Annotated in this window: 20 protein-coding genes; 5 read left to right on the top strand and 15 right to left on the bottom strand. The window is 38.8% G+C overall.

The window, feature by feature from the left end; genetic code table 11:
* The first annotated feature begins 71 nt into the window (after window positions 1-71).
* From H5117_RS04215 to H5117_RS04205, 3 genes are read left to right on the top strand one after another with little or no spacing between them, the layout of a single operon-like run.
* Window positions 72-581, top strand: coding sequence for a copper chaperone PCu(A)C (locus tag H5117_RS04215; protein ID WP_024595803.1), 510 nt, complete (start codon window positions 72-74; stop codon window positions 579-581).
* An 8-nt stretch (window positions 582-589) separates the two neighbouring features.
* Window positions 590-1,576 carry a DUF2333 family protein gene (locus H5117_RS04210; RefSeq protein WP_182736247.1) on the top strand — a complete coding sequence of 329 codons (987 nt, stop codon included), beginning with the start codon at window positions 590-592 and terminating at the stop codon, window positions 1,574-1,576.
* Between the two features lie 3 nt (window positions 1,577-1,579).
* Complete coding sequence (locus tag H5117_RS04205; RefSeq protein ID WP_182736246.1) at window positions 1,580-2,350, top strand: TIGR04219 family outer membrane beta-barrel protein; 771 nt, start codon at window positions 1,580-1,582, stop codon at window positions 2,348-2,350.
* Between the two features lie 33 nt (window positions 2,351-2,383).
* Here H5117_RS04205 and H5117_RS04200 read toward each other — a convergent pair whose 3' ends face one another.
* Window positions 2,384-3,271 carry a TIGR03899 family protein gene (locus tag H5117_RS04200; RefSeq protein ID WP_182736245.1) on the bottom strand — a complete coding sequence of 296 codons (888 nt, stop codon included), beginning with the start codon at window positions 3,269-3,271 and terminating at the stop codon, window positions 2,384-2,386.
* On the bottom strand, window positions 3,240-3,821 hold the full coding sequence (locus H5117_RS04195) for an SRPBCC family protein (protein WP_024606362.1): 582 nt from the start codon (window positions 3,819-3,821) through the stop codon (window positions 3,240-3,242). Before H5117_RS04195 ends, H5117_RS04200 begins: the two co-directional genes overlap by 32 nt.
* A gap of 111 nt (window positions 3,822-3,932) precedes the next feature.
* Between H5117_RS04195 and H5117_RS04190 the strand changes: the two genes are divergently transcribed.
* Window positions 3,933-6,122, top strand: coding sequence for an EAL domain-containing protein (locus H5117_RS04190; RefSeq protein WP_182736244.1), 2,190 nt, complete (start codon window positions 3,933-3,935; stop codon window positions 6,120-6,122).
* 132 nt (window positions 6,123-6,254) lie between these two features.
* The gene (locus H5117_RS04185) at window positions 6,255-8,432 is read left to right on the top strand and encodes a YgiQ family radical SAM protein (protein WP_149602129.1); all 2,178 of its coding nucleotides are present in this window, start codon (window positions 6,255-6,257) and stop codon (window positions 8,430-8,432) included.
* Window positions 8,433-8,593: 161 nt separating this feature from the next.
* On the opposite strand, the gene H5117_RS04180 is transcribed toward H5117_RS04185, so the two are convergent.
* The 13 genes from H5117_RS04180 to H5117_RS04120 all read right to left on the bottom strand — a co-directional run bounded on the left by H5117_RS04180 (window position 8,594) and on the right by H5117_RS04120 (window position 18,516).
* A complete protein-coding gene (locus tag H5117_RS04180) occupies window positions 8,594-9,001 on the bottom strand; it encodes a protein disulfide oxidoreductase (protein ID WP_259404239.1) in 408 nt (135 codons plus the stop codon).
* Window positions 9,002-9,203: 202 nt separating this feature from the next.
* The gene (gene mgtE, locus H5117_RS04175; protein ID WP_002957935.1) at window positions 9,204-10,562 is read right to left on the bottom strand and encodes a magnesium transporter; all 1,359 of its coding nucleotides are present in this window, start codon (window positions 10,560-10,562) and stop codon (window positions 9,204-9,206) included.
* Window positions 10,563-10,693: 131 nt separating this feature from the next.
* Window positions 10,694-10,966 carry an HPr family phosphocarrier protein gene (locus tag H5117_RS04170; protein WP_002957937.1) on the bottom strand — a complete coding sequence of 91 codons (273 nt, stop codon included), beginning with the start codon at window positions 10,964-10,966 and terminating at the stop codon, window positions 10,694-10,696.
* A 42-nt stretch (window positions 10,967-11,008) separates the two neighbouring features.
* On the bottom strand, window positions 11,009-11,854 hold the full coding sequence (gene rapZ, locus H5117_RS04165) for an RNase adapter RapZ (protein ID WP_002957938.1): 846 nt from the start codon (window positions 11,852-11,854) through the stop codon (window positions 11,009-11,011).
* Between the two features lie 18 nt (window positions 11,855-11,872).
* Window positions 11,873-12,325 carry a PTS IIA-like nitrogen regulatory protein PtsN gene (ptsN, locus tag H5117_RS04160; protein WP_182736352.1) on the bottom strand — a complete coding sequence of 151 codons (453 nt, stop codon included), beginning with the start codon at window positions 12,323-12,325 and terminating at the stop codon, window positions 11,873-11,875.
* 4 nt (window positions 12,326-12,329) lie between these two features.
* A complete protein-coding gene (hpf, locus tag H5117_RS04155) occupies window positions 12,330-12,617 on the bottom strand; it encodes a ribosome hibernation promoting factor (RefSeq protein WP_007580301.1) in 288 nt (95 codons plus the stop codon).
* A gap of 26 nt (window positions 12,618-12,643) precedes the next feature.
* A complete protein-coding gene (locus tag H5117_RS04150) occupies window positions 12,644-14,143 on the bottom strand; it encodes an RNA polymerase factor sigma-54 (protein ID WP_002957941.1) in 1,500 nt (499 codons plus the stop codon).
* A 69-nt stretch (window positions 14,144-14,212) separates the two neighbouring features.
* On the bottom strand, window positions 14,213-14,938 hold the full coding sequence (lptB, locus tag H5117_RS04145; RefSeq protein ID WP_002957942.1) for an LPS export ABC transporter ATP-binding protein: 726 nt from the start codon (window positions 14,936-14,938) through the stop codon (window positions 14,213-14,215).
* The gene (gene lptA / locus H5117_RS04140; RefSeq protein WP_182736242.1) at window positions 14,935-15,480 is read right to left on the bottom strand and encodes a lipopolysaccharide transport periplasmic protein LptA; all 546 of its coding nucleotides are present in this window, start codon (window positions 15,478-15,480) and stop codon (window positions 14,935-14,937) included. The genes lptB and lptA overlap by 4 nt, the downstream gene beginning before the upstream one ends.
* Complete coding sequence (lptC, locus tag H5117_RS04135; RefSeq protein ID WP_002957944.1) at window positions 15,470-16,024, bottom strand: LPS export ABC transporter periplasmic protein LptC; 555 nt, start codon at window positions 16,022-16,024, stop codon at window positions 15,470-15,472. The genes lptA and lptC overlap by 11 nt, the downstream gene beginning before the upstream one ends.
* On the bottom strand, window positions 16,021-16,572 hold the full coding sequence (gene kdsC, locus H5117_RS04130; protein ID WP_007580311.1) for a 3-deoxy-manno-octulosonate-8-phosphatase KdsC: 552 nt from the start codon (window positions 16,570-16,572) through the stop codon (window positions 16,021-16,023). The genes lptC and kdsC overlap by 4 nt, the downstream gene beginning before the upstream one ends.
* Complete coding sequence (locus H5117_RS04125; RefSeq protein WP_002957946.1) at window positions 16,573-17,544, bottom strand: KpsF/GutQ family sugar-phosphate isomerase; 972 nt, start codon at window positions 17,542-17,544, stop codon at window positions 16,573-16,575.
* A gap of 3 nt (window positions 17,545-17,547) precedes the next feature.
* A complete protein-coding gene (locus tag H5117_RS04120) occupies window positions 17,548-18,516 on the bottom strand; it encodes a calcium/sodium antiporter (RefSeq protein WP_182692636.1) in 969 nt (322 codons plus the stop codon).
* Window positions 18,517-18,662: the final 146 nt, after the last annotated feature.

Here is an 18,662-nt window from a genome sequence, read left to right as displayed (position 1 = left end):
TTGACTGACTATTATAGGTTAACTATGTTAAATTTAGCCTGTAATTTAAAGTTTTCATAAGGATAAGAATGATGACGAAACTATGTTTTTCGATGGCTTCTGCATTAATATTTAGTTTTTTTTCGTCATCGTTGGCGGCGCACTCAGGACACGATCATGGTTCTGATGTGGCTGTGCTCGAAGTAACTAACGCGCAGGTTAGAGAGTTTTTACCTGGCAGTACTTCAACTGTAGGTTATTTAACCCTTATTAATCACAGTGGAGCCGCAGCAACTTTAACTAAGGCAACTATTGATGGCTTAGGGCGTGTTGAAATACACGAACATTCACATGTAGACGGCATGATGAAAATGCAACAAGTTGAATCGGTTGAAATTAAGGCGCACGAAAGTGTCAGCTTTCAGCCTGGCGGTTATCATTTAATGGCATTTGAACCACAAGAGCCATTAAAAGTAGGACAAGAACGTAAACTCACACTATATTTTAGTGACGGTAATCGCTTATTTACTAATGCTCAAGTCGTGTCGCTTGAAGCGCAAGCTAAGCAGTCAAAACCATCTACTCAACACGCTCATCATTAGGAGTACACATGTCGCAACATAAAGGAAAAATAGCAGGAATAATTGTTTTACTGCTTATCATTTTTTACGCAATTGCTGTTTATTGGAGCACAGAACCTTCACGTTTTGACGTTGTTGCAAACGCGAAAGAGCAAGCGCACCTTCGTAATGAAAAAATAGTAACGGGTTATGTAACTACTTCTACATTAATTACGGTAGCCAATACCTTACTAGATAAACCGGGTGGCTACTTATCAAATGATGTAATACCACCAAGTATTATTATGGATGATATGCCAGCGTGGGAATATGGCGCACTAGAAATGGTACGTGATTTATCGCTTTCTATGCGAAAAGATTTTAGCCGTTCTCAATCACAATCAACGGAACATGAAGCCCTTAAAAAGGCGCAGCCGCAGTTTAATATAAGCTCTGAGGCATGGGCATGGCCAAGTGCCGAAGGTGAGTACCAAAAAGGTATTGACTACTTAATGGTATATCGTGGACAAATTGCTAATGAGCATGAGCGCGATAGCCAATTTTACGCACGAGCAGATAACTTACGTAGTTGGCTTAAAGAAGCTGAAAAACGTTTAGGTAGTTTAAGCCAACGTTTAAGTGCCAGTGTAGGCCAAGAAAAAGTGAACACCGATTTAGCGGGTAATTCATCTAATAAACAAGCAACTCTTGCGCCACTGCAACAGCAAGTAAGAACACCGTGGTTAGAAATTGACGATGTGTTTTACGAGTCGCGCGGTGCTACTTGGGCGTTACTGCATTTTTTACAAGCGATAGAGTATGACTTTAATGACGTGCTTGAAAAGAAAAATGCACGTGTAAGCTTACAACAAATCATACGTGAACTTGAGGCGACTCAAGAAACAGTATGGAGCCCACTTATTTTAAACGGCAATGGTTTTGGCTATGTGGCAAACCATTCTTTAGTTATGGCAAATTATATTTCTAGAGCCAATGCGGCTTTAATCGAACTCAGCGAACTACTAGCTCAAGGATAAAAAATGAAAAAGTATTGTTTAGCAGCAGCCCTTTCAATGGCATGTTTAGCACCAGCAGCGCAAGCTGACACTCTACTAGGTTTATACGTAGGTGTTGATGGGTGGAAGTCAGATAACGATGGTCAATTTTCTTATAAAAATAATGCATCTCAAGATTTTAATTTTGAAGATGAGACTTTTGTAAGTTACTACGCGGCACTTGAGCACCCTGTACCATTAGTTCCAAATATTAAATTAAAGTATACCGAGCTTGAGTTAAATGGTTCTGCGCTACTTACAGATACATTTAGCTTTAATGGCTCTGATTATGTTGTAGGCTCTACGGTAAATACTGTAAGTGATTTAACACACATCGATTACATTTTTTATTATGAGATTTTTGATAACGATTTAATCTCAATTGACTTAGGTTTAAATGCTAAGCAGTTTGATGGTGATATTGTTGTAAATGGTACTACTCAAAATGGTGGTGCTAACTTTACCGAAACAAAAGATTTCTCTGGTTTTGTTCCTCTTGCGTATGGCCGTGCCGAAGCCGGCTTACCATTTACTGGTTTAAGTGTATTTTTTGAAGGTAGCTTTTTGGCTATTGATGATAGCAAAGTACAAGATTACCAAGTAGGCGTAGCGTGGGAACTTATTGATAACCTAGCAGTAGATGTTGCTGTTAAAGCAGGTTACCGCTCTATGGTATTAGAACTTGATGATGTAGATGATATTACTACTGATATTGATGCATCTGGCCCATTTGCGGGTATTCAGGTTCACTTTTAATTAGTATTTTCTAATTAAACATAGCGTGGCATATTATTTTATTGCGTGCCACGCTAAATCAAACTCTCCCTCCAGCGCATTATTAATTAACTGCTTATAAATTTTATTTACAGGAAAATTAATGAGTTTAGATAACTCATCACCTGTTTGCGTGAATTTATAATAGCTCAATACCAAATCACTACTTTTTGCTTTTAACGTTACTTTTTGCGATAAAAATGAAAGGGTAAGTTCTTGTCCCGCTTTAAGCACTGCAGATTCAATTTCTTTTCTATACAGTAAATTAAGATCCATAAGTGTTAAAATATCAGGAAAACTAATACCTGTTTTTCCTAAATTTAGAGACACTTTATTGCCTTTTCGTAGCAAATCAAACAATGACGGTTTTTTGTAAAAGCCGAGTAAAATAAAGTGGCTGTCGTCTTTTTCGTTATAGCCTGAGAGCGATACACATTTTTGCAAAGAGTCAGCTTCTCGCTGTGTCATATGCTTTAACGTTTGCAGGCTTTTAATTGAAAACGTACCAGGGTTGAGTGTTTCTCCCGTTAAAATTTTGGCCCATAAAGTTTGCATTGACGCATTTGAAGTATCTTCGCACAGTGCGATAAAATGCTCTACCCAGTCAGCATCAGGTTGTTTAGTACTTGCTACATCGGGGCAAAACCCCATAGCCATTGCTAAAATTGACTCTATATTTTGTTGTTGTTTTATTAGTAGTAAATCTTGGCGCTTTTGGGCACGAGCTAAAACAGAGTTTTCACTGTTGATATGATAAAGCGGCTTAACTTGGCCTTTAGTATCGTAATTTTGTTCGGGGGTAGGCAGTACTCCGTTACTGCCTATTTTTGTTATAGGGTAACCAAGTAAGGATTCGATAATGTTAGCAAGGTTAATTCTCGCTTGTGCTGTCTTGACTGTCATGGCTGTGCATTGTCCTTTGTGAATGACTAAGCTGAGCAACAGTTTTAAGGTTATTTAACCCCATTGAAACTGTATTCCGGAGCACATATTCGCTCAAAATTGCGGTGTAACCCGATATTAAAGGGGCGGTTGTTTGTCCGTTAATCTTACATATTAAAGTGACGATACCGTTTTGCTCACTAAAATTAAAAGTCCCCCTAATAATATGCTCAGCATTTAAAAGTATATTAAAGCTGACCTTATTTTGATTCACCGAAGTTATGATCATTTCACCATACCCCCATTTTCCTTTCCAAGACTGATGAGCACCTAGGCCAGAGCTAGGTTCGCCCAAGGTAAAACGTATACTTGGGTCTACTTTTTCCCATGGAGACCATTTTTGCCATTGATTAAAGTCAGTAATAAGCGGTTTTACTGCGTCAATATTTGCATTGATTTCTATTGTTTTATTTACACTATAACTTTGAGGAAGTATTAGCCCTACCAGTACTAATACCAATAGCAATAACAGTACGCCTTTGATCAATATTTTTAATGGTTTAATAAGCACACCTTTTATTAGTTTTTTGAGTTGAAATACAACAACTTTTTATTAATCGACTATAGTATGAATTAGATTATAAACCAAAAATAATTTATAAATTGCTACCTAGGAGAGCGAATGTCGTCAGATCAAAACGATTTTTTATTTTTTGAACAAGACTATGAAGATGATGCAGTAATTGAGCCGACTAAGTTTTGGGATATTTTAATTGTTGATGACGAACCTGAGATCCACTCTGTAACAAAGTTAGCTTTGTCTGGGGTTGAGTTTTTGGGGGCAGGCTTGCGATTTCATGATGCCTATTCGGGAGCTGAAGCAATAGAGATTTTAGCTGAAAATAACGATATTTCAGTTATTTTTTTAGACGTTATTATGGAAACTGACGATGCTGGCTTGCAGGTTGTAAAAAGGGTGCGTGACGAATTAAATAATCAACATGTGAGAATTATTTTAAGAACAGGGCAAGCTGGTAATATACCAGAAGAAAAAGTAATACGTGAATACGATATAAATGATTATAAAACTAAAACAGAACTCACTCGCTCTAAATTAGTAACATCGCTCATAACCGCTATTCGCTCTTACGAGCAGGTATGCCAGCTTGAATATCAAAGTGATGCAATGAACACGATTGTTTCTGCATCAAAGTCTATTTTAGGGCTTACTGATATTAAGCAACTATGCAAAGAAATCATCAAGCACATGAGTATTATTTTAAAGTGTTCACCTCGGGGGCTTGTGTGCAGCAAATTAGACGGCGATGACTTTATTCAAGTATTAGGTGGTTGTGGGCATTACGAAGACTACTTTGGTGAAAAATTAATTAATGTTGATAGCAAAGTATTTAAACAAGTTGAGTTGTGTTTTGATTTATCAAAGCATCAACATACAGACTCAAGTGCAACATTTGTATTAAAAAGTAAGCATAGAAAAGCGGCTTTATATATAGAATGTGACCATGTTCCTTTGCAAGCACAATTGCAGTTTGCTGAAATCTTCTTAACAAATGTGAGTGTTGCCCTGGATAATATAAGGCTGTTTGTAAAGTTAAGAGATGCAGCTTATAAAGATGTGCTTACAGGTATTTCAAATCGTACCAATTTTATTGAACGGGTAGAGCGTTATCAAAAGCCGCACGTGAATGATTATGTATTTGTACTACTTGATATAGTTAATTTTGCAGATATTAATAATGGCTTAGGGCAAGAGGTCGGCAATAAAGTATTAATTGGCATTGTGCAAAGGTTAAAAGAAAACTACCCAACAGCTAAGTTACTATCTCGTATTGGTGCTGATGTTTTTGGTTTTATTATTCGCCGTGATGAACTCGACTTAAAAAAATTGAATGAGCAGTTAGGTGTTCCATTTTGCGCAGAAGAGCATACATTGCCTATCGATTTTAGATTGGGTTTATGCCAACAGCAAGACTTTCAAAGTAGCGGGATTGATACACTTAAAGTTGCTTATATTGCACTTAATCAAGCTAAAAAAACAAAACACAAAGAGGGAATTTATTACAGTGTAGACATGCAAGATAAAATGGCTTGGCGCATAGGAATTATTAGGCAATTACGCCATGATTTTGCTCGAAACAAGTTAGAGGTATGGTATCAACCTCAACTTTCATTAGATGACTTGTCTCTAATTGGGTGTGAGGCATTACTTAGGTGGCCTACCGGTAATGGGTCGTATATATCGCCAGCGGTATTTGTTCCACTTGCAGAAGATGCGGGCTTGATTGTTGATATAGGGCAGTGGGTTTTAGAGCAAGCTTGCCAACAACAAAAGCGCCTAGAAAATATGGGCACCGAAATTTGTATTGCGGTTAATGTGTCTGTTCCGCAGTTTAAAGTAAAAGGTTATGCTCAAAAAGTTAAAAATACATTATTAAAATATGGCGTTAAGCCAAAAAACATAGAATTAGAAGTCACTGAAAGCGTAGTAATGGATGAACTCGAAACTGTTATTAATACACTTAGAGAGCTTCAAGAGCTAGGGATGGAAGTTGCTATTGATGACTTTGGGACTGGCTTTTCATCGCTTAGTTATATACAAAGTTTACCCTTGGATAGATTGAAAATAGATCGTGCATTTATTAAAGATCTGCCAAATGATGACACTGGCGCTATTGCTGCCTTAGTTATTTCTCTTGGTGCTAAGTTGGGTTTAAAAACGATTGCTGAAGGCGTTGAAACACAAGAACAAGCTCAGTTCTTAAAAAACTTAGGCTGTGATGAGGTACAAGGTTTTATGTATGCTAAACCCATGCCTGAGCATGAATTGATAGAATTTATAAATAAACGCTAAAAAAAGATTAACTTATTATTTAAGCTAATGAACGATTTAGAATTTAAAGCGCGATATGCTTTGACTACTTTGTATATATAAAGAATTTAGTAGGGTATAATTCGCGCCTTTTGTTATTCTACGGCCACAATTATGAGCACACTCAAAGCTAAGCGCGCCTTATTTTCATACCCTAAATACTGGGCTGAATGTTATGGCACCGCGCCATTTTTACCAACTACACGTGAAGAAATGGATGCACTTGGCTGGGATAGTTGCGACATAATAATAATTAGTGGTGATGCGTATGTTGATCATCCTAGTTTTGGGATGGCGGTAATTGGCCGTGTACTTGAAGCGCAAGGCTTTAGAGTGGGGATTATTGCCCAACCTGCATGGGACTCTAAAGATGCATTTATGGAGCTCGGCAGACCGAATTTATTTTTTGGTGTAACAGCCGGCAACATGGATTCGATGATCAACCGCTATACAGCGGAAAAACGCATGCGCCACGATGATGCTTACACGCCTAATAACGTTGGCGGTAAGCGCCCAGATCGCGCCGTGATGATTTACTCGCAAAAATGCCGTGAAGCATACAAAGGTATCCCAATTGTTATTGGCGGTATTGAAGCCAGCCTTCGCCGTATTGCTCATTACGACTATTGGCAGGAAAAAGTACGTCGTAGTATTTTATTTGATGCAAAAGCCGATATTTTAATTTACGGTAACGCAGAGCGCCCGCTAGTTGAAGTTGCACACCGTATTGCGGCGGGTGAAACGATGGATACGATTCAGGATATTCGCGGCACGGCTGTTATTCGAAAAGAGCCTCTACCTGGTTGGCGTGGCAGTGATTCTACCGCTATTGATAAAATTGGTAAAATCGACCCTATTCCAAACCCATATGGCGCGGATGATGTTGGCTGTAGTAAATCAGAATTTAAACAAGCGGGTATTGATTTAAAAGCAGAAGCGGCAAAACCAATCATGGTTCAGCCTGCACGTCCTAAGCCGTGGGAAAAAACCTATGTTAAGTTACCTGCATATGAGCAAGTAAGTGTTAACAAACCTCTATACGCCCATGCCTCGCGCATTTTACACCAAGAAACAAACCCTGGTTGTGCAAGGGCGCTTTACCAACGACATGGCGATCGCTCTATTTGGGTAAACCCGCCAGCATATCCATTAGAAACACATGAAATGGATGCTGTATTTGGTTTGCCGTATCAGCGTATTCCTCACCCAAGTTATGGTGATGCTAAAATCCCTGCTTACGATATGATTAAAACGTCTGTTAATATTATGCGTGGCTGTTTTGGTGGTTGTTCGTTTTGCTCAATTACAGAGCATGAAGGGCGCATTATTCAAAGTCGTTCGCAAGAATCTATTATTGAAGAAATTGAACAAATTAGAGATAAAGTTCCCGGCTTTACTGGTGTTATTTCTGATTTAGGTGGCCCAACGGCGAATATGTATAAGCTGCGCTGTACTAGTAAAAAGGCCGAGAGTACCTGTAGACGCTTATCATGTGTGTATCCAGATATTTGTAAACACATGGATACAGATCATACGCCAACAATAGATTTGTATAAAAAAGCACGTGAAGTTAAGGGTATTAAAAAGGTATTGATTGCTTCAGGTGTACGTTACGATTTAGCTGTACGCGACCCGCGTTACGTTAAAGAATTAGTAACGCATCATGTAGGCGGTTACTTAAAAATAGCGCCAGAGCATACAGAGGATGGTCCATTATCAAAAATGATGAAACCAGGTATGGGAGCGTACGATCAATTTAAAGAACTATTTGATAAGTACTCTAAAGAAGCTGGTAAAAAGCAGTATTTAATTCCTTACTTTATATCTGCTCACCCAGGTACAAAAGATGAAGACATGGTAAACATGGCTTTATGGCTTAAATCAAACGACTTTAAGCTTGATCAGGTACAAAATTTTTACCCATCACCTATGGCTAATGCGACGACTATTTACCATACAGAGATGAACTCTTTGCGTAATATAAAAAACAACTCAGAAGTTGTTCCTGTACCTAAAGGCGCACGCCAACGTAGATTACATAAAGCTATTTTACGCTACCACGATGCAGCTGGTTGGCCAATGATACGTGAAGCTCTACGTAAAATGGGTAAAGCTAATTTAATTGGTAAAGGGCCTAACTGTTTAGTGCCAGAAGAAGGGCGCGATGAAAAAGCAGGTAAAGGTGGTAAAAAAAGTGGGCGTCCGGCACTAACGCGACATACTGGTTTTAGCCAATTTAAAAAGGCAAACACTAAGCCAAAAGTAGGCGGTAATCGTCAAAGTACACGTTAGTAATTTTATTTGCTAATAGATAAGGCTAATTGCGGTACGCGCTTTTTCATACGCAAATTAAGTAAGCCTTGCTCTTTATTATCTATTTTATTGTAGGTGATAAAGAGTGAGGTTTTAGAGCCCCCTCTCTTTAGATATCCTGTGCTAAGTTTAGCTTTTTTTTAAAGCATTGATGATAACCACAAACGCAATTTAAGTGACCATAATGGCTGAATGCCGGTGAGTCCTTGCGTCATTTTATTATCTTTTAAGATTATATAAGATGGCGTGACTTGTCCCTGCCAATCGGAAAATATCTCCCCGTGTTGATCGTTAACAGTACTGAAGCTGTAGCCTTGCTCATTTAAATAATCATGCAGCTCTTGATCAGAGCCTGATTTTATCGCGATGCTCACAACAGGGTATTTATTCTCGTTTGCGAGTTCGTTTATGGCAGGGGAGTTAATACTACAAATAGGACACCAAGTTCCCCAAAAATACACAAGCGTGGGTTTATCTTGGCTCATTGCTGCTAAATTAATGTTTTGCCCTTTATAGTCGATTAATTGTAATTGAGGATTTGCTGGCATGACAGGTTGCCGCCACCAATTGACGGCGGTATAAATGACGAAAAATATAGAGCCATATACCAGTAGACTTTTTAATATGGATACGCTTTTTTGTTTTAGCGTTTTTTTAGGTATGTCATTTTTATGTTTGGTATCCGTTGCCATAGCTACTGATTTACTCTAAGTATTTTTGCTGTAGTTTTTTACATTTAAAGCGTTTAATTTATATCAGCAACCATGTAGCAGTACCTAAAAAGGCGAATATACCAACAATATCAGTCACTGTGGTTAGCACCACACTCCCTGCAAGAGCAGGGTCTATATTCATTCTTTTAAGAATTATTGGAATACTTGCACCAGCAACACCTGCCACCACTAAGTTCATAAACATAGCGAAGGCGAGTACGCCACCAAGCATAAAGTCCCACTGCCATAGCGCAATAACACCCGCAATTAATAGTGACCACAAAATACCGTTTAGCGCGCCAATGGCCAGTTCTTTCATCATCAAGAAACGTTGGTTTGTTTGGTTTATATGACCTACTGCAATACCACGGATAACAAGCGTTAATGATTGGCTACCAGCAACACCACCCATAGAAGGGACAATACCGTTAAGCACAGCCAAAATAGGGAGCACATCTAAAGTGCCTTCAAAAAAGCTAGCTACAAAAGCAGCTGCAAGTGCGGTTAGTAAGTTAACTCCTAGCCAAACTGAGCGTTTTTTAGAGCTTTTTAGTACTGGCGCGAATGTATCCTCTTCATCATCAAGACCGGCTAGGCTTAATAAGCTATGCTCGGCATCTTCTCGGATTACATCAACGATGTCATCGATAGTAACACGACCGAGGAGTTGGTCGTTATCGTCCACCACTGGGGCCGATATCCAATTATGACGCTCAAATAATTGCGCTACTTCACTTTCATCCATTGAGATTGGGATAGACTCACAATCTTCATCCATTAAATCGCGGACAATTTTTTCTGGCGGATTAGTTAATAATGTACTCAGCGATAAAGCGCCTATAAAGCAGTTATGTTTATCAACAACATATAAATCATCTGTACCCTCTGGTAACTCACCACGCAGTCTAATATAACGAAGTACAACATCGAGTGTTACATCAGGGCGAATGGTCACCGTATCGGTGTTCATTAGCGCACCTGCTGAACGCTCTTGATATGACAGTGCTTGCGTGGCACGTTCACGGTCTTGAATGTCCATCGCGCTAACAACGTCTTTATAGACGGTATCTGGCAGGCTACGTAATACTTCACCTAAGTCATCGTGGCCCATGTCTTCAGTTGCGGCGGCAATGTGCTTAGGTTCCATTTGGGCAATAATGCCTAAACGAACATCTTCAGATAATTCTTCAAGAACATCACCCTGCACATCAGGATCGACCAATTGCCAAAGCAGTCGGCGAATTTTATGCGGTGATGATTCTAATAATAATGCGGTATCACAAGGAGCCGTTTTTGCGAGCATGCGCCTAACTTGAACAAATTGACCACTATTGAGTGACTTCGTCACCTGCTTTAGTTGCTGTAGTGGATAATCTTGTTCAAAAGCTTCTGGCATTGGCGTCCTTTATAAATTGTTATATTACTTTATGGGGGGAGGTGAGTTAACTGGCGTTACTAACCTATTTATTTTATATATCTGTTTTAATTGAAGCACTAGTAATGCGAATATTGTTTTTATAAAACAGGTTATTCTTGTTCATTAAAGCGTTGTGCTATTAATTCTCCAACAGCGTGTAAAGCTTGCTCAGAATCAGGGCCTTTACAAACAACTTTAACTTCTTTTCCTTGGCTACTTTCAAGTAACATTAATGCAAGTACGCTATCGCCTGCTGCTTCTTTGTCATCTTGGAATAATGTGATTGTCGCATCAAATTGTACTGCTAATTGCGCAAGCACAGTAGCTGCTCTGGCGTGTAAGCCTAATTTGTTTTTTATTAAAAAGGTATCTTCACAATGCATAACTTACTCTACCTAAGCTGAACAGGTGATTATTCAGCTATATTATTTTTCTTGTTCGCGATGGCGAATTTTTACATTGGGATGTGTCATTGCAAAACTTTCACCGATAGTTTGCGCTAAATACACAGAGCGATGTTGCCCACCTGTACACCCAATAGCAATGGTTAAATAACTGCGGTTATTTCGTTCTAAATGCGGTAACCACGTTTGTACAAATGTTTGAATTTGCCATGTGAATTTTTGCACTATGCTGTGATTAGCTAAATAGTCTTTAACCGGTTGATCTAACCCATTTAAAGGCTTCAACTCTGGTTCCCAGTGTGGATTTGGTAAAAAGCGTGCATCAAATACGTAGTCTGCTTCTTTTGGTATACCGTGTTTAAAACCAAATGATTCAAATGTGACAATCAGTTGCTTATCTTTTTTACCTAAAATCTTTTCACGAATAGATTCAGCGAGTTGATGAACACTTAAATCAGTCGTATCTATCATAAAGTCGGCGCGAGTGGTTAATACATCAAGTAATTCTTTTTCTTTTTTGATGGCTAAATCAAGCGGCAACGAGTCTATTGATAGTGGGTGTAATCTGCGTGTTTCAGAAAAGCGTTTGATCAATGTCTGATCGTCGCTATCTAAATAAAATAACGTAGGGTTTGCAAAGCCTGGTAAGTATTCAAGAATATCGTTAAATTCATCTTGTTCTTTAGGGATGTTGCGCACGTCTATGCTAACAGCAATTTTATCGTAGCTATCAGACACACTGCGAACTAATGAAGGTAGTAGGTTTACTGGAATATTATCTACGCAATAATAACCTAAATCTTCTACAACGCGCAAAGCAACCGACTTTCCAGAACCAGAACGGCCGCTTATGATAATTAACTCCATTTAACACCCTTTATAAAACTATGATTGATCAACAATAACTTGGTAAAGCTCAGTATCAGATTTTGCACTGCGTAACTGTTTACAAAAATCTTTGTTGTTTAGTTTATCAGCAATGGTTGCTAGAGTCTTTAAGTGCTGCTGGTTATCGCCATCTGGTATGATGAGTGCGACAAAAATATCAACAGGGCGATTATCGATTGCATCAAAGTTTATTGGAGTTTCGCTAACGAGCACTAAAGCCAAAGGCTCTTCTGCACCGCTCATTCTTCCATGAGGAATAGCAATGCCACGTCCTATACCTGTACTACCTAATTTCTCTCTGCTCATTAAAGCATTAAGAATATCTTGTTGCGGTAAATACGGAAGTTTGTCGTGAGCAAGTTCGCTAATGAACTCTAAAATTCTTTTTTTGCTATTAAAAAGGACCGCAGCTTTGCTGCAGTCCTGGCATATAAGTGAACTTAATTTCATCATATTAGTGTCGAGCAAGCTTCTCTTTGTGTTTGATTACTTGGCGATCGAGCTTGTCGATCAACGAGTCAATAGCGGCATACATATCTTGATGTTCTGTAGAGGCAAATAGCTCAGCACCGCTTACGTGTATTGTGGCTTCTGCTTTTTGATTTAATTTTTCTACATCGAGAATGACATGAACATTATTAATATGATCAGAGTGTCTTTCAAGCTTCGCAAATTTAGTATTAATATAGTCTCTTAGTGAATCGGTTAATTCTACGTGACGACCAGTTAAGTTTAGTTGCATAAGCATTACCCTCTTAGTTTAGCGTCTTAAATCAGACTTTTACGCTGATTTGACGGTGGAATAGCAAGAGATTCGCGGTATTTTGCGATTGTACGTCTCGCTACTTTAATTCCTTGCTCAGCCAATATATCCGCTATTTTGCTATCACTCAATGGTTTTGCTGAGTTTTCTGCTGCGATTAATTTTCGGATAAGCGCACGTATTGCTGTAGATGAACATTCACCACCGTTTTCAGTACTTACATGGCTTGAGAAAAAATATTTAAGCTCAAATATACCACGGGGTGTATGCATGTACTTTTGAGTAGTTACGCGAGAAATTGTCGATTCGTGCATTTCTACCATTTCAGCAACATCATTTAAAACCATTGGTTTCATGGCTTCAGGGCCATGTTCAAAAAAGCCTTGTTGTTGCTTAACAATACAATTAGTAACTTTTAATAGCGTGTCGTTTCTACTTTCTAAGCTTTTAATAAACCATTTAGCTTCTTGTAAATGTGAGCGAATAAACTGGCTGTCGCCACTTGATTTTACAGTGCGAGACATTGCTGCGTATTGGCTATTAACACGAATTTTAGGCATGCTATCTGGGTTTAATTCGACAACCCAGCGGCCTTTAATTTTTTTAACTGACACATCAGGAATAACATACTCAGATTCTTCCCTTACAATAGTATCTGCAGGTTTTGGGTTGAGAGTATGTATTAGTGTCATTACTTCTTTAAGCTCTTCTTCTTTGAGCTTAGTTTTTTTCATTAATGTACGATAGTCGCGAGCTGCTAATAGATCAATATGCTCGGTTAAAATCATTTTCGTTTCATTAATATAAGGTGTTTCTTTATCAAATTGATTAAGCTGAATACACAAACACTCTTGTAAACTACGTGCAGCAATACCAACAGGATCAAACAGTTGGATGCGTTTTAATACCGCTTCAATTTCATCAAGTTCGACTTCGTTATCATCTTCGTTTTCTTGATTAAAGCTTTCTAAAATCTCTTCGCAGCTTAGTGTTAAAATACCTGAATCATCGACAGCTTCTACAATAGCAATAGCAATAGCTTCGTCTGTAGGGCTAAATGGCGTTAGTTGTAATTGCCACATTAAATACTCATGGAGCGTTTCAGTAGAGGCGCCTTGGTATATTGATTCGTCTTCAGGCATTGGACCTGATGAGGCTGCAGGAGCGGCACTCATGTACTCATCCCAACTGACATCCATAGCCATGTCGTCACTTAGCGTGTCTTTTGCAAGTGCTTCACCAGTATCTTGTTCGTATTCGCTCGGAGCATCATCAGCAGATGCGCTAACAGTTATGTCATCGGTATCAGCTTTTTGCTCGTTTTTACCAGCAGCGTCTTCGGAATAGTCTGCCTCTTCAACCTCTAATAGTGGATTACTGTCGAGAGCTTCTTGTATTTCTTGCTGGAGATCCAATGTACTGAGTTGCAACAAACGAATAGCTTGTTGCAACTGTGGAGTCATTGTAAGTTGCTGGCCCATGCGCAGCTGTAGTGATTGCCTCATGTATCTCTAACAATCCTTTTATGTTGTTATAATTAATACTAGCAGATGCTTAAAGACATGGCGTAAATGTTACAGCCTAAATTGCTCGCCTAAGTAAACATCGCGTACTGTTTTATCATTTAATACGTGTTCTGGAGTACCTGATGCAATCAGCTCCCCATGAGAAACAATGTAGGCTTTTTCACAAACATCAAGGGTCTCTCTTACGTTATGGTCGGTAATTAATACACCAATCCCACGATTTTTAAGATGTTCTATTATTTTCTTTATATCTAATACCGAAATAGGGTCAACACCGGCAAACGGTTCATCCAGTAATATAAATTTAGGATCTGCTGCCAGCGCTCGTGCTATTTCTACACGACGACGTTCTCCCCCCGATAATGCCATACCTTGGCTATCACGAATGTGTTGTATGCTAAATTCATCTAATAAGTTATTGAGCGTGTCTTCTCTGGCTTGTTTATTTAGTTCTTTGCGCGTTTCTAAAATGGCCATTAAGTTTTGATAAACAGTCAGCTTTCTAAAAATCGATGACTCTTGTGGTAAGTAGCCTATGCCTAATCTAGCACGACTATGCATAGGTAAAAGAGTAATATCGTTATCATCAATAGATATTTTACCTTTGTCGCTAGGAACAAGCCCTACAATCATATAAAAAGTCGTTGTTTTACCAGCACCGTTAGGGCCAAGTAAGCCAACTATACTGCCAGCTTGTACTTCAAGGCCGACGTTTTTTACAACTTCACGACCTTTATAGCTTTTTGCCAATAGTTCTGCTTTTAATGTGCTCATGGTTGACCTTTATCGCCTTTTTTACTTTTTTTAGTTTCGATCGGTACTAAAATTGTGTGAACGCGGTCAGTTGAGTTTTCATCTTTTTCGGCACTGATGAGCTGCTGCTCTATGTCGTAGGTAATGCTTTTAGCATTTATTTTTTGTCCGGCTTGCGATACTTGTGCATTACCAACAAGCGTTAAAAAACGCTTAGATACATCATAACGTACTTCGTCAGCACTGGCGCTCATAGTCGTGCCGTCTGGTTGCTTTTCTTCAAAGTGCGCAGGGCTACCTGTGGCAATTAATAATTGTTTATTATCACCAAGTTCATCACGTTTGTGTACTTCGAGGCGATCGGCTGTAATGCGGCGATTACCGTGAATAATCTCAACGTTTTTCTCAAAAATACCCACATTAGCTTTCAATTGACCTTCTTGCTTGTCGGCACTTATTGAAATTTGATTGGCAGCAGGTTGCGTGTTTTGCTCTGCAGCACTACTATTAAACGCTAGTATAAGTGTAGGAATTATAAGTGATTTTAATATTTTATTGGTCATAATATATGGTTCGCGTATGGTTAATTAGTTTTATCACTTCGGTTTTCAAGTCGGCTTCTAGGCCTTTACCGGTGATTTTTAAATTGGGTCCAGTGATAATGACGGGTTGCTCCGAACGCATTGTTAATAACTTTATATCAACCTGAATATTATCAGCATTGATTTTGTCTATCATGGCGTTATCGGTTAAATTTTTGGCAACCACATTACCTTCTAAAATTAATTGTTTATCTTCATATAATGTTGCTTCGTCTGCATTTATTTGCCACGTTTGTTGCTCGTTATATAAAGTAAAAATGGGTTTTTCAAAAAACGTGAAACCTAATTGCTGGTATAGCTCCATTTTAGCCGCAGTGACTTTGTGGCTAATTTTACCTTGCTCATCATAGGCTGTTTGTTTGAGCTCAATAGCTATGTAATCAGGCTTAGCAACAACTTCAGGCTCAGCCTGAGGCACAATATTTGTTTGTGTAAAATAAGGGTACCAAAGCCAAACCATACAGCTAATGAATAAAACGCTTAATATTATGCGCGCTGCATTCATGAACTAGTGCCTTGTGTAGTCAATGCTTTACCATTTTCAAGCATGAGCAAATCGGTGAGTTCTCTCACAGCGCCAAAACCACCAGGCATTTGCGTTACATAATGTGACAAACGCTTAATAAGAGGGTGGGCATCATTTACTGCAACGGCAAAGCCTACTAACTCCATAACAGGCATGTCAGGACCGTCATCACCAATATAAGCAATTTGTTCATCGCTAAGGTTGAGTTTATCTTTTAATTCTTGATAGGCAATGAGCTTATTTTCTTGGCCTTGATAAATATGCTGTACGGTTAAGCTGCTCATACGTTGTTGTACTATCTGTGAATGACGACCAGTAATAACAGCTACTTCAAAGCCACTGTTTATAAGTGCTTTAATGCCAAAACCATCTTTTGTATTAAATGCTTTTAGCTCTTCACCTTGATTGCCAAGGTAAATACGGCCATCAGAAAATACACCATCAATATCGCATATAAGTAGTTTTACTTTTTTAGCGCGTGCTTTTGCATCATCGCTCAGCGGTTGATAGAGTTCTTCAAATTGCATTTATAACACTCCTGCTTTTAATAGGTCTTGCATATTTAATGCGCCAATAGGTTGGTTTTTCTCATTGACGACGATTAGGCCATTTATACGTTTACGTTCCATAATATTGAGCGCTTCAGCGGCTAAAATATCTTGCGTAGCTGTAGTGCATGACTTAGTCATAACAACATCTATTTGTGTTGTATGAATATCAATTCTTTGTTCTAAAATGCGACGTAAGTCACCATCGGTAAATAACCCTACGAGTTGCTGATTTTCATCAACAATGGCTGTCATACCTAATCCTTTAGCTGACATTTCTATTAGAGCATCTTTAACTGTTTGTGAAACATCAATAATAGGCGTATTTGCGCCGCTGTGCATAACATCTTTTAAAGTAAGTAATAAGCGCTTGCCTAAACTACCACCTGGGTGAGATAGCGCGAAGTCATCAGCTGTAAAGCCGCGAGCTTCTAATAATGCAACTGCCATGGCATCGCCCATCGCAAGCGTTGCAGTGGTACTTGATGTAGGGGCTAGACCCAATGAACAAGCTTCTTTTTCTACTTTAATGCACACATGTACATTAGCAAGGGTTGCCATGGTTGATTGTGTATTGCCAGTCATCGCTATCATTTTGGCACCAAGTCGTTTTAAAACCGGAATGATATTTAAAACTTCGCTGGTTTCCCCTGAATTAGAAATAAGCATAACCACGTCATTTTTAGTGATCATACCTAAATCACCATGACTTGCTTCACCAGGGTGAACAAAAAACGCTGGGCTGCCAGTACTTGCAAGGGTTGCCGCTATTTTATTGCCAATATGGCCTGATTTTCCCATGCCAATAACAATAATACGGCCTTCACAGTCGTACATTAATTGGCACGCGTTATGAAAATTTTCATCTACATATTGTGCAATATCACTAAGTGCTTGGCGCTCAACATCTAAAACGCGAAGGCCTTGTTCAATAAAGTTTAGCGTTGCCATCATTTACCCTACTTGACTAAAAATATACCCTTGGTAACCCAAAAACGCTATTAGCAATAAGCCGCCTTCTACCCTATTGATACGCTGGGTGCCTCTAAAGTTCAATGACATAATAATAAGAGCAAGTGTTGCACCAATCATAATTAATATATCTCGGCTTACTAACGATGGATCAATTGCTGAAGGATTAATAATACCTGCTAGAGGTAATACAGCTAAAATATTAAATATGTTTGATCCAACAATATTACCTAGTGCTAAATCATCTTCATTTTTAAGTACACCTGCAACCGAGGCGGCAAGTTCCGGCAAGCTAGTACCAATGGCAATAATTGTTAAACCAATGACTAAGTCGCTTAAGCCGAAGTATTTAGCAATATCAACAGCTGAGCCGATTAAAAAATGAGAACTAACCGGCAAGAGTACCATGCCAACAATTAACCAAAATACCGCTTTTTTAGTAGGTACGTCGTTTGGTACATCGTCGCAGGCTTCTGAGACAAATGGGTCATCTTGGTTTTTTGCACGCATAGATACAATGATTAACCCACCGATGAATACGATAAAGCCAACTAAAAGCGCAACACCTTCACTAAATGAAAAGTAGTTATCTGAGAACACATACCAAGTAGCTAAAGATACGAGCATCACTAATGGCATTTCACGTTTTAACGTACTAGATGAAACTGAAAGAGGGCGAAATAGAGCAGTGATACCTAACACAAGTAAAATGTTTGTAATATTAGAGCCAACAGCATTGCCAACGGCTGTGTCGGTTTTGTTAGCTAAAGCGGCAGAGGCTGAAACCATCATTTCAGGGGCTGAAGAGCCCATGGCTACAACGGTCAAACCAACAATAAGTGTAGGTACACCAAAGTTTTTAGCAAGAGCCGCAGCCCCATAAACAAACCTATCGGCACTCCAAACAAGAGCTGCAAAACCAAGAATTAAAATAACAAACGAGGTAACCATTGTGTTAAGCCAGTTATACAAAATACGGATGGCGCGAATAGTAACAAAAGCCAAGATGAAAGTATAAATAAAAGAGTAAGGTCAACTAGGTAACAATGTTGCTTTTAAACAGCTAATTTAAAAATTTAAGCCGGGGTTAAGCTGTT

Source organism: Pseudoalteromonas sp. SG45-1 (assembly GCF_014164135.1).
GTDB classification, from domain to species: domain Bacteria; phylum Pseudomonadota; class Gammaproteobacteria; order Enterobacterales; family Alteromonadaceae; genus Pseudoalteromonas; species Pseudoalteromonas distincta.
This window is presented reverse-complemented; position numbering and strand designations above follow the sequence as displayed.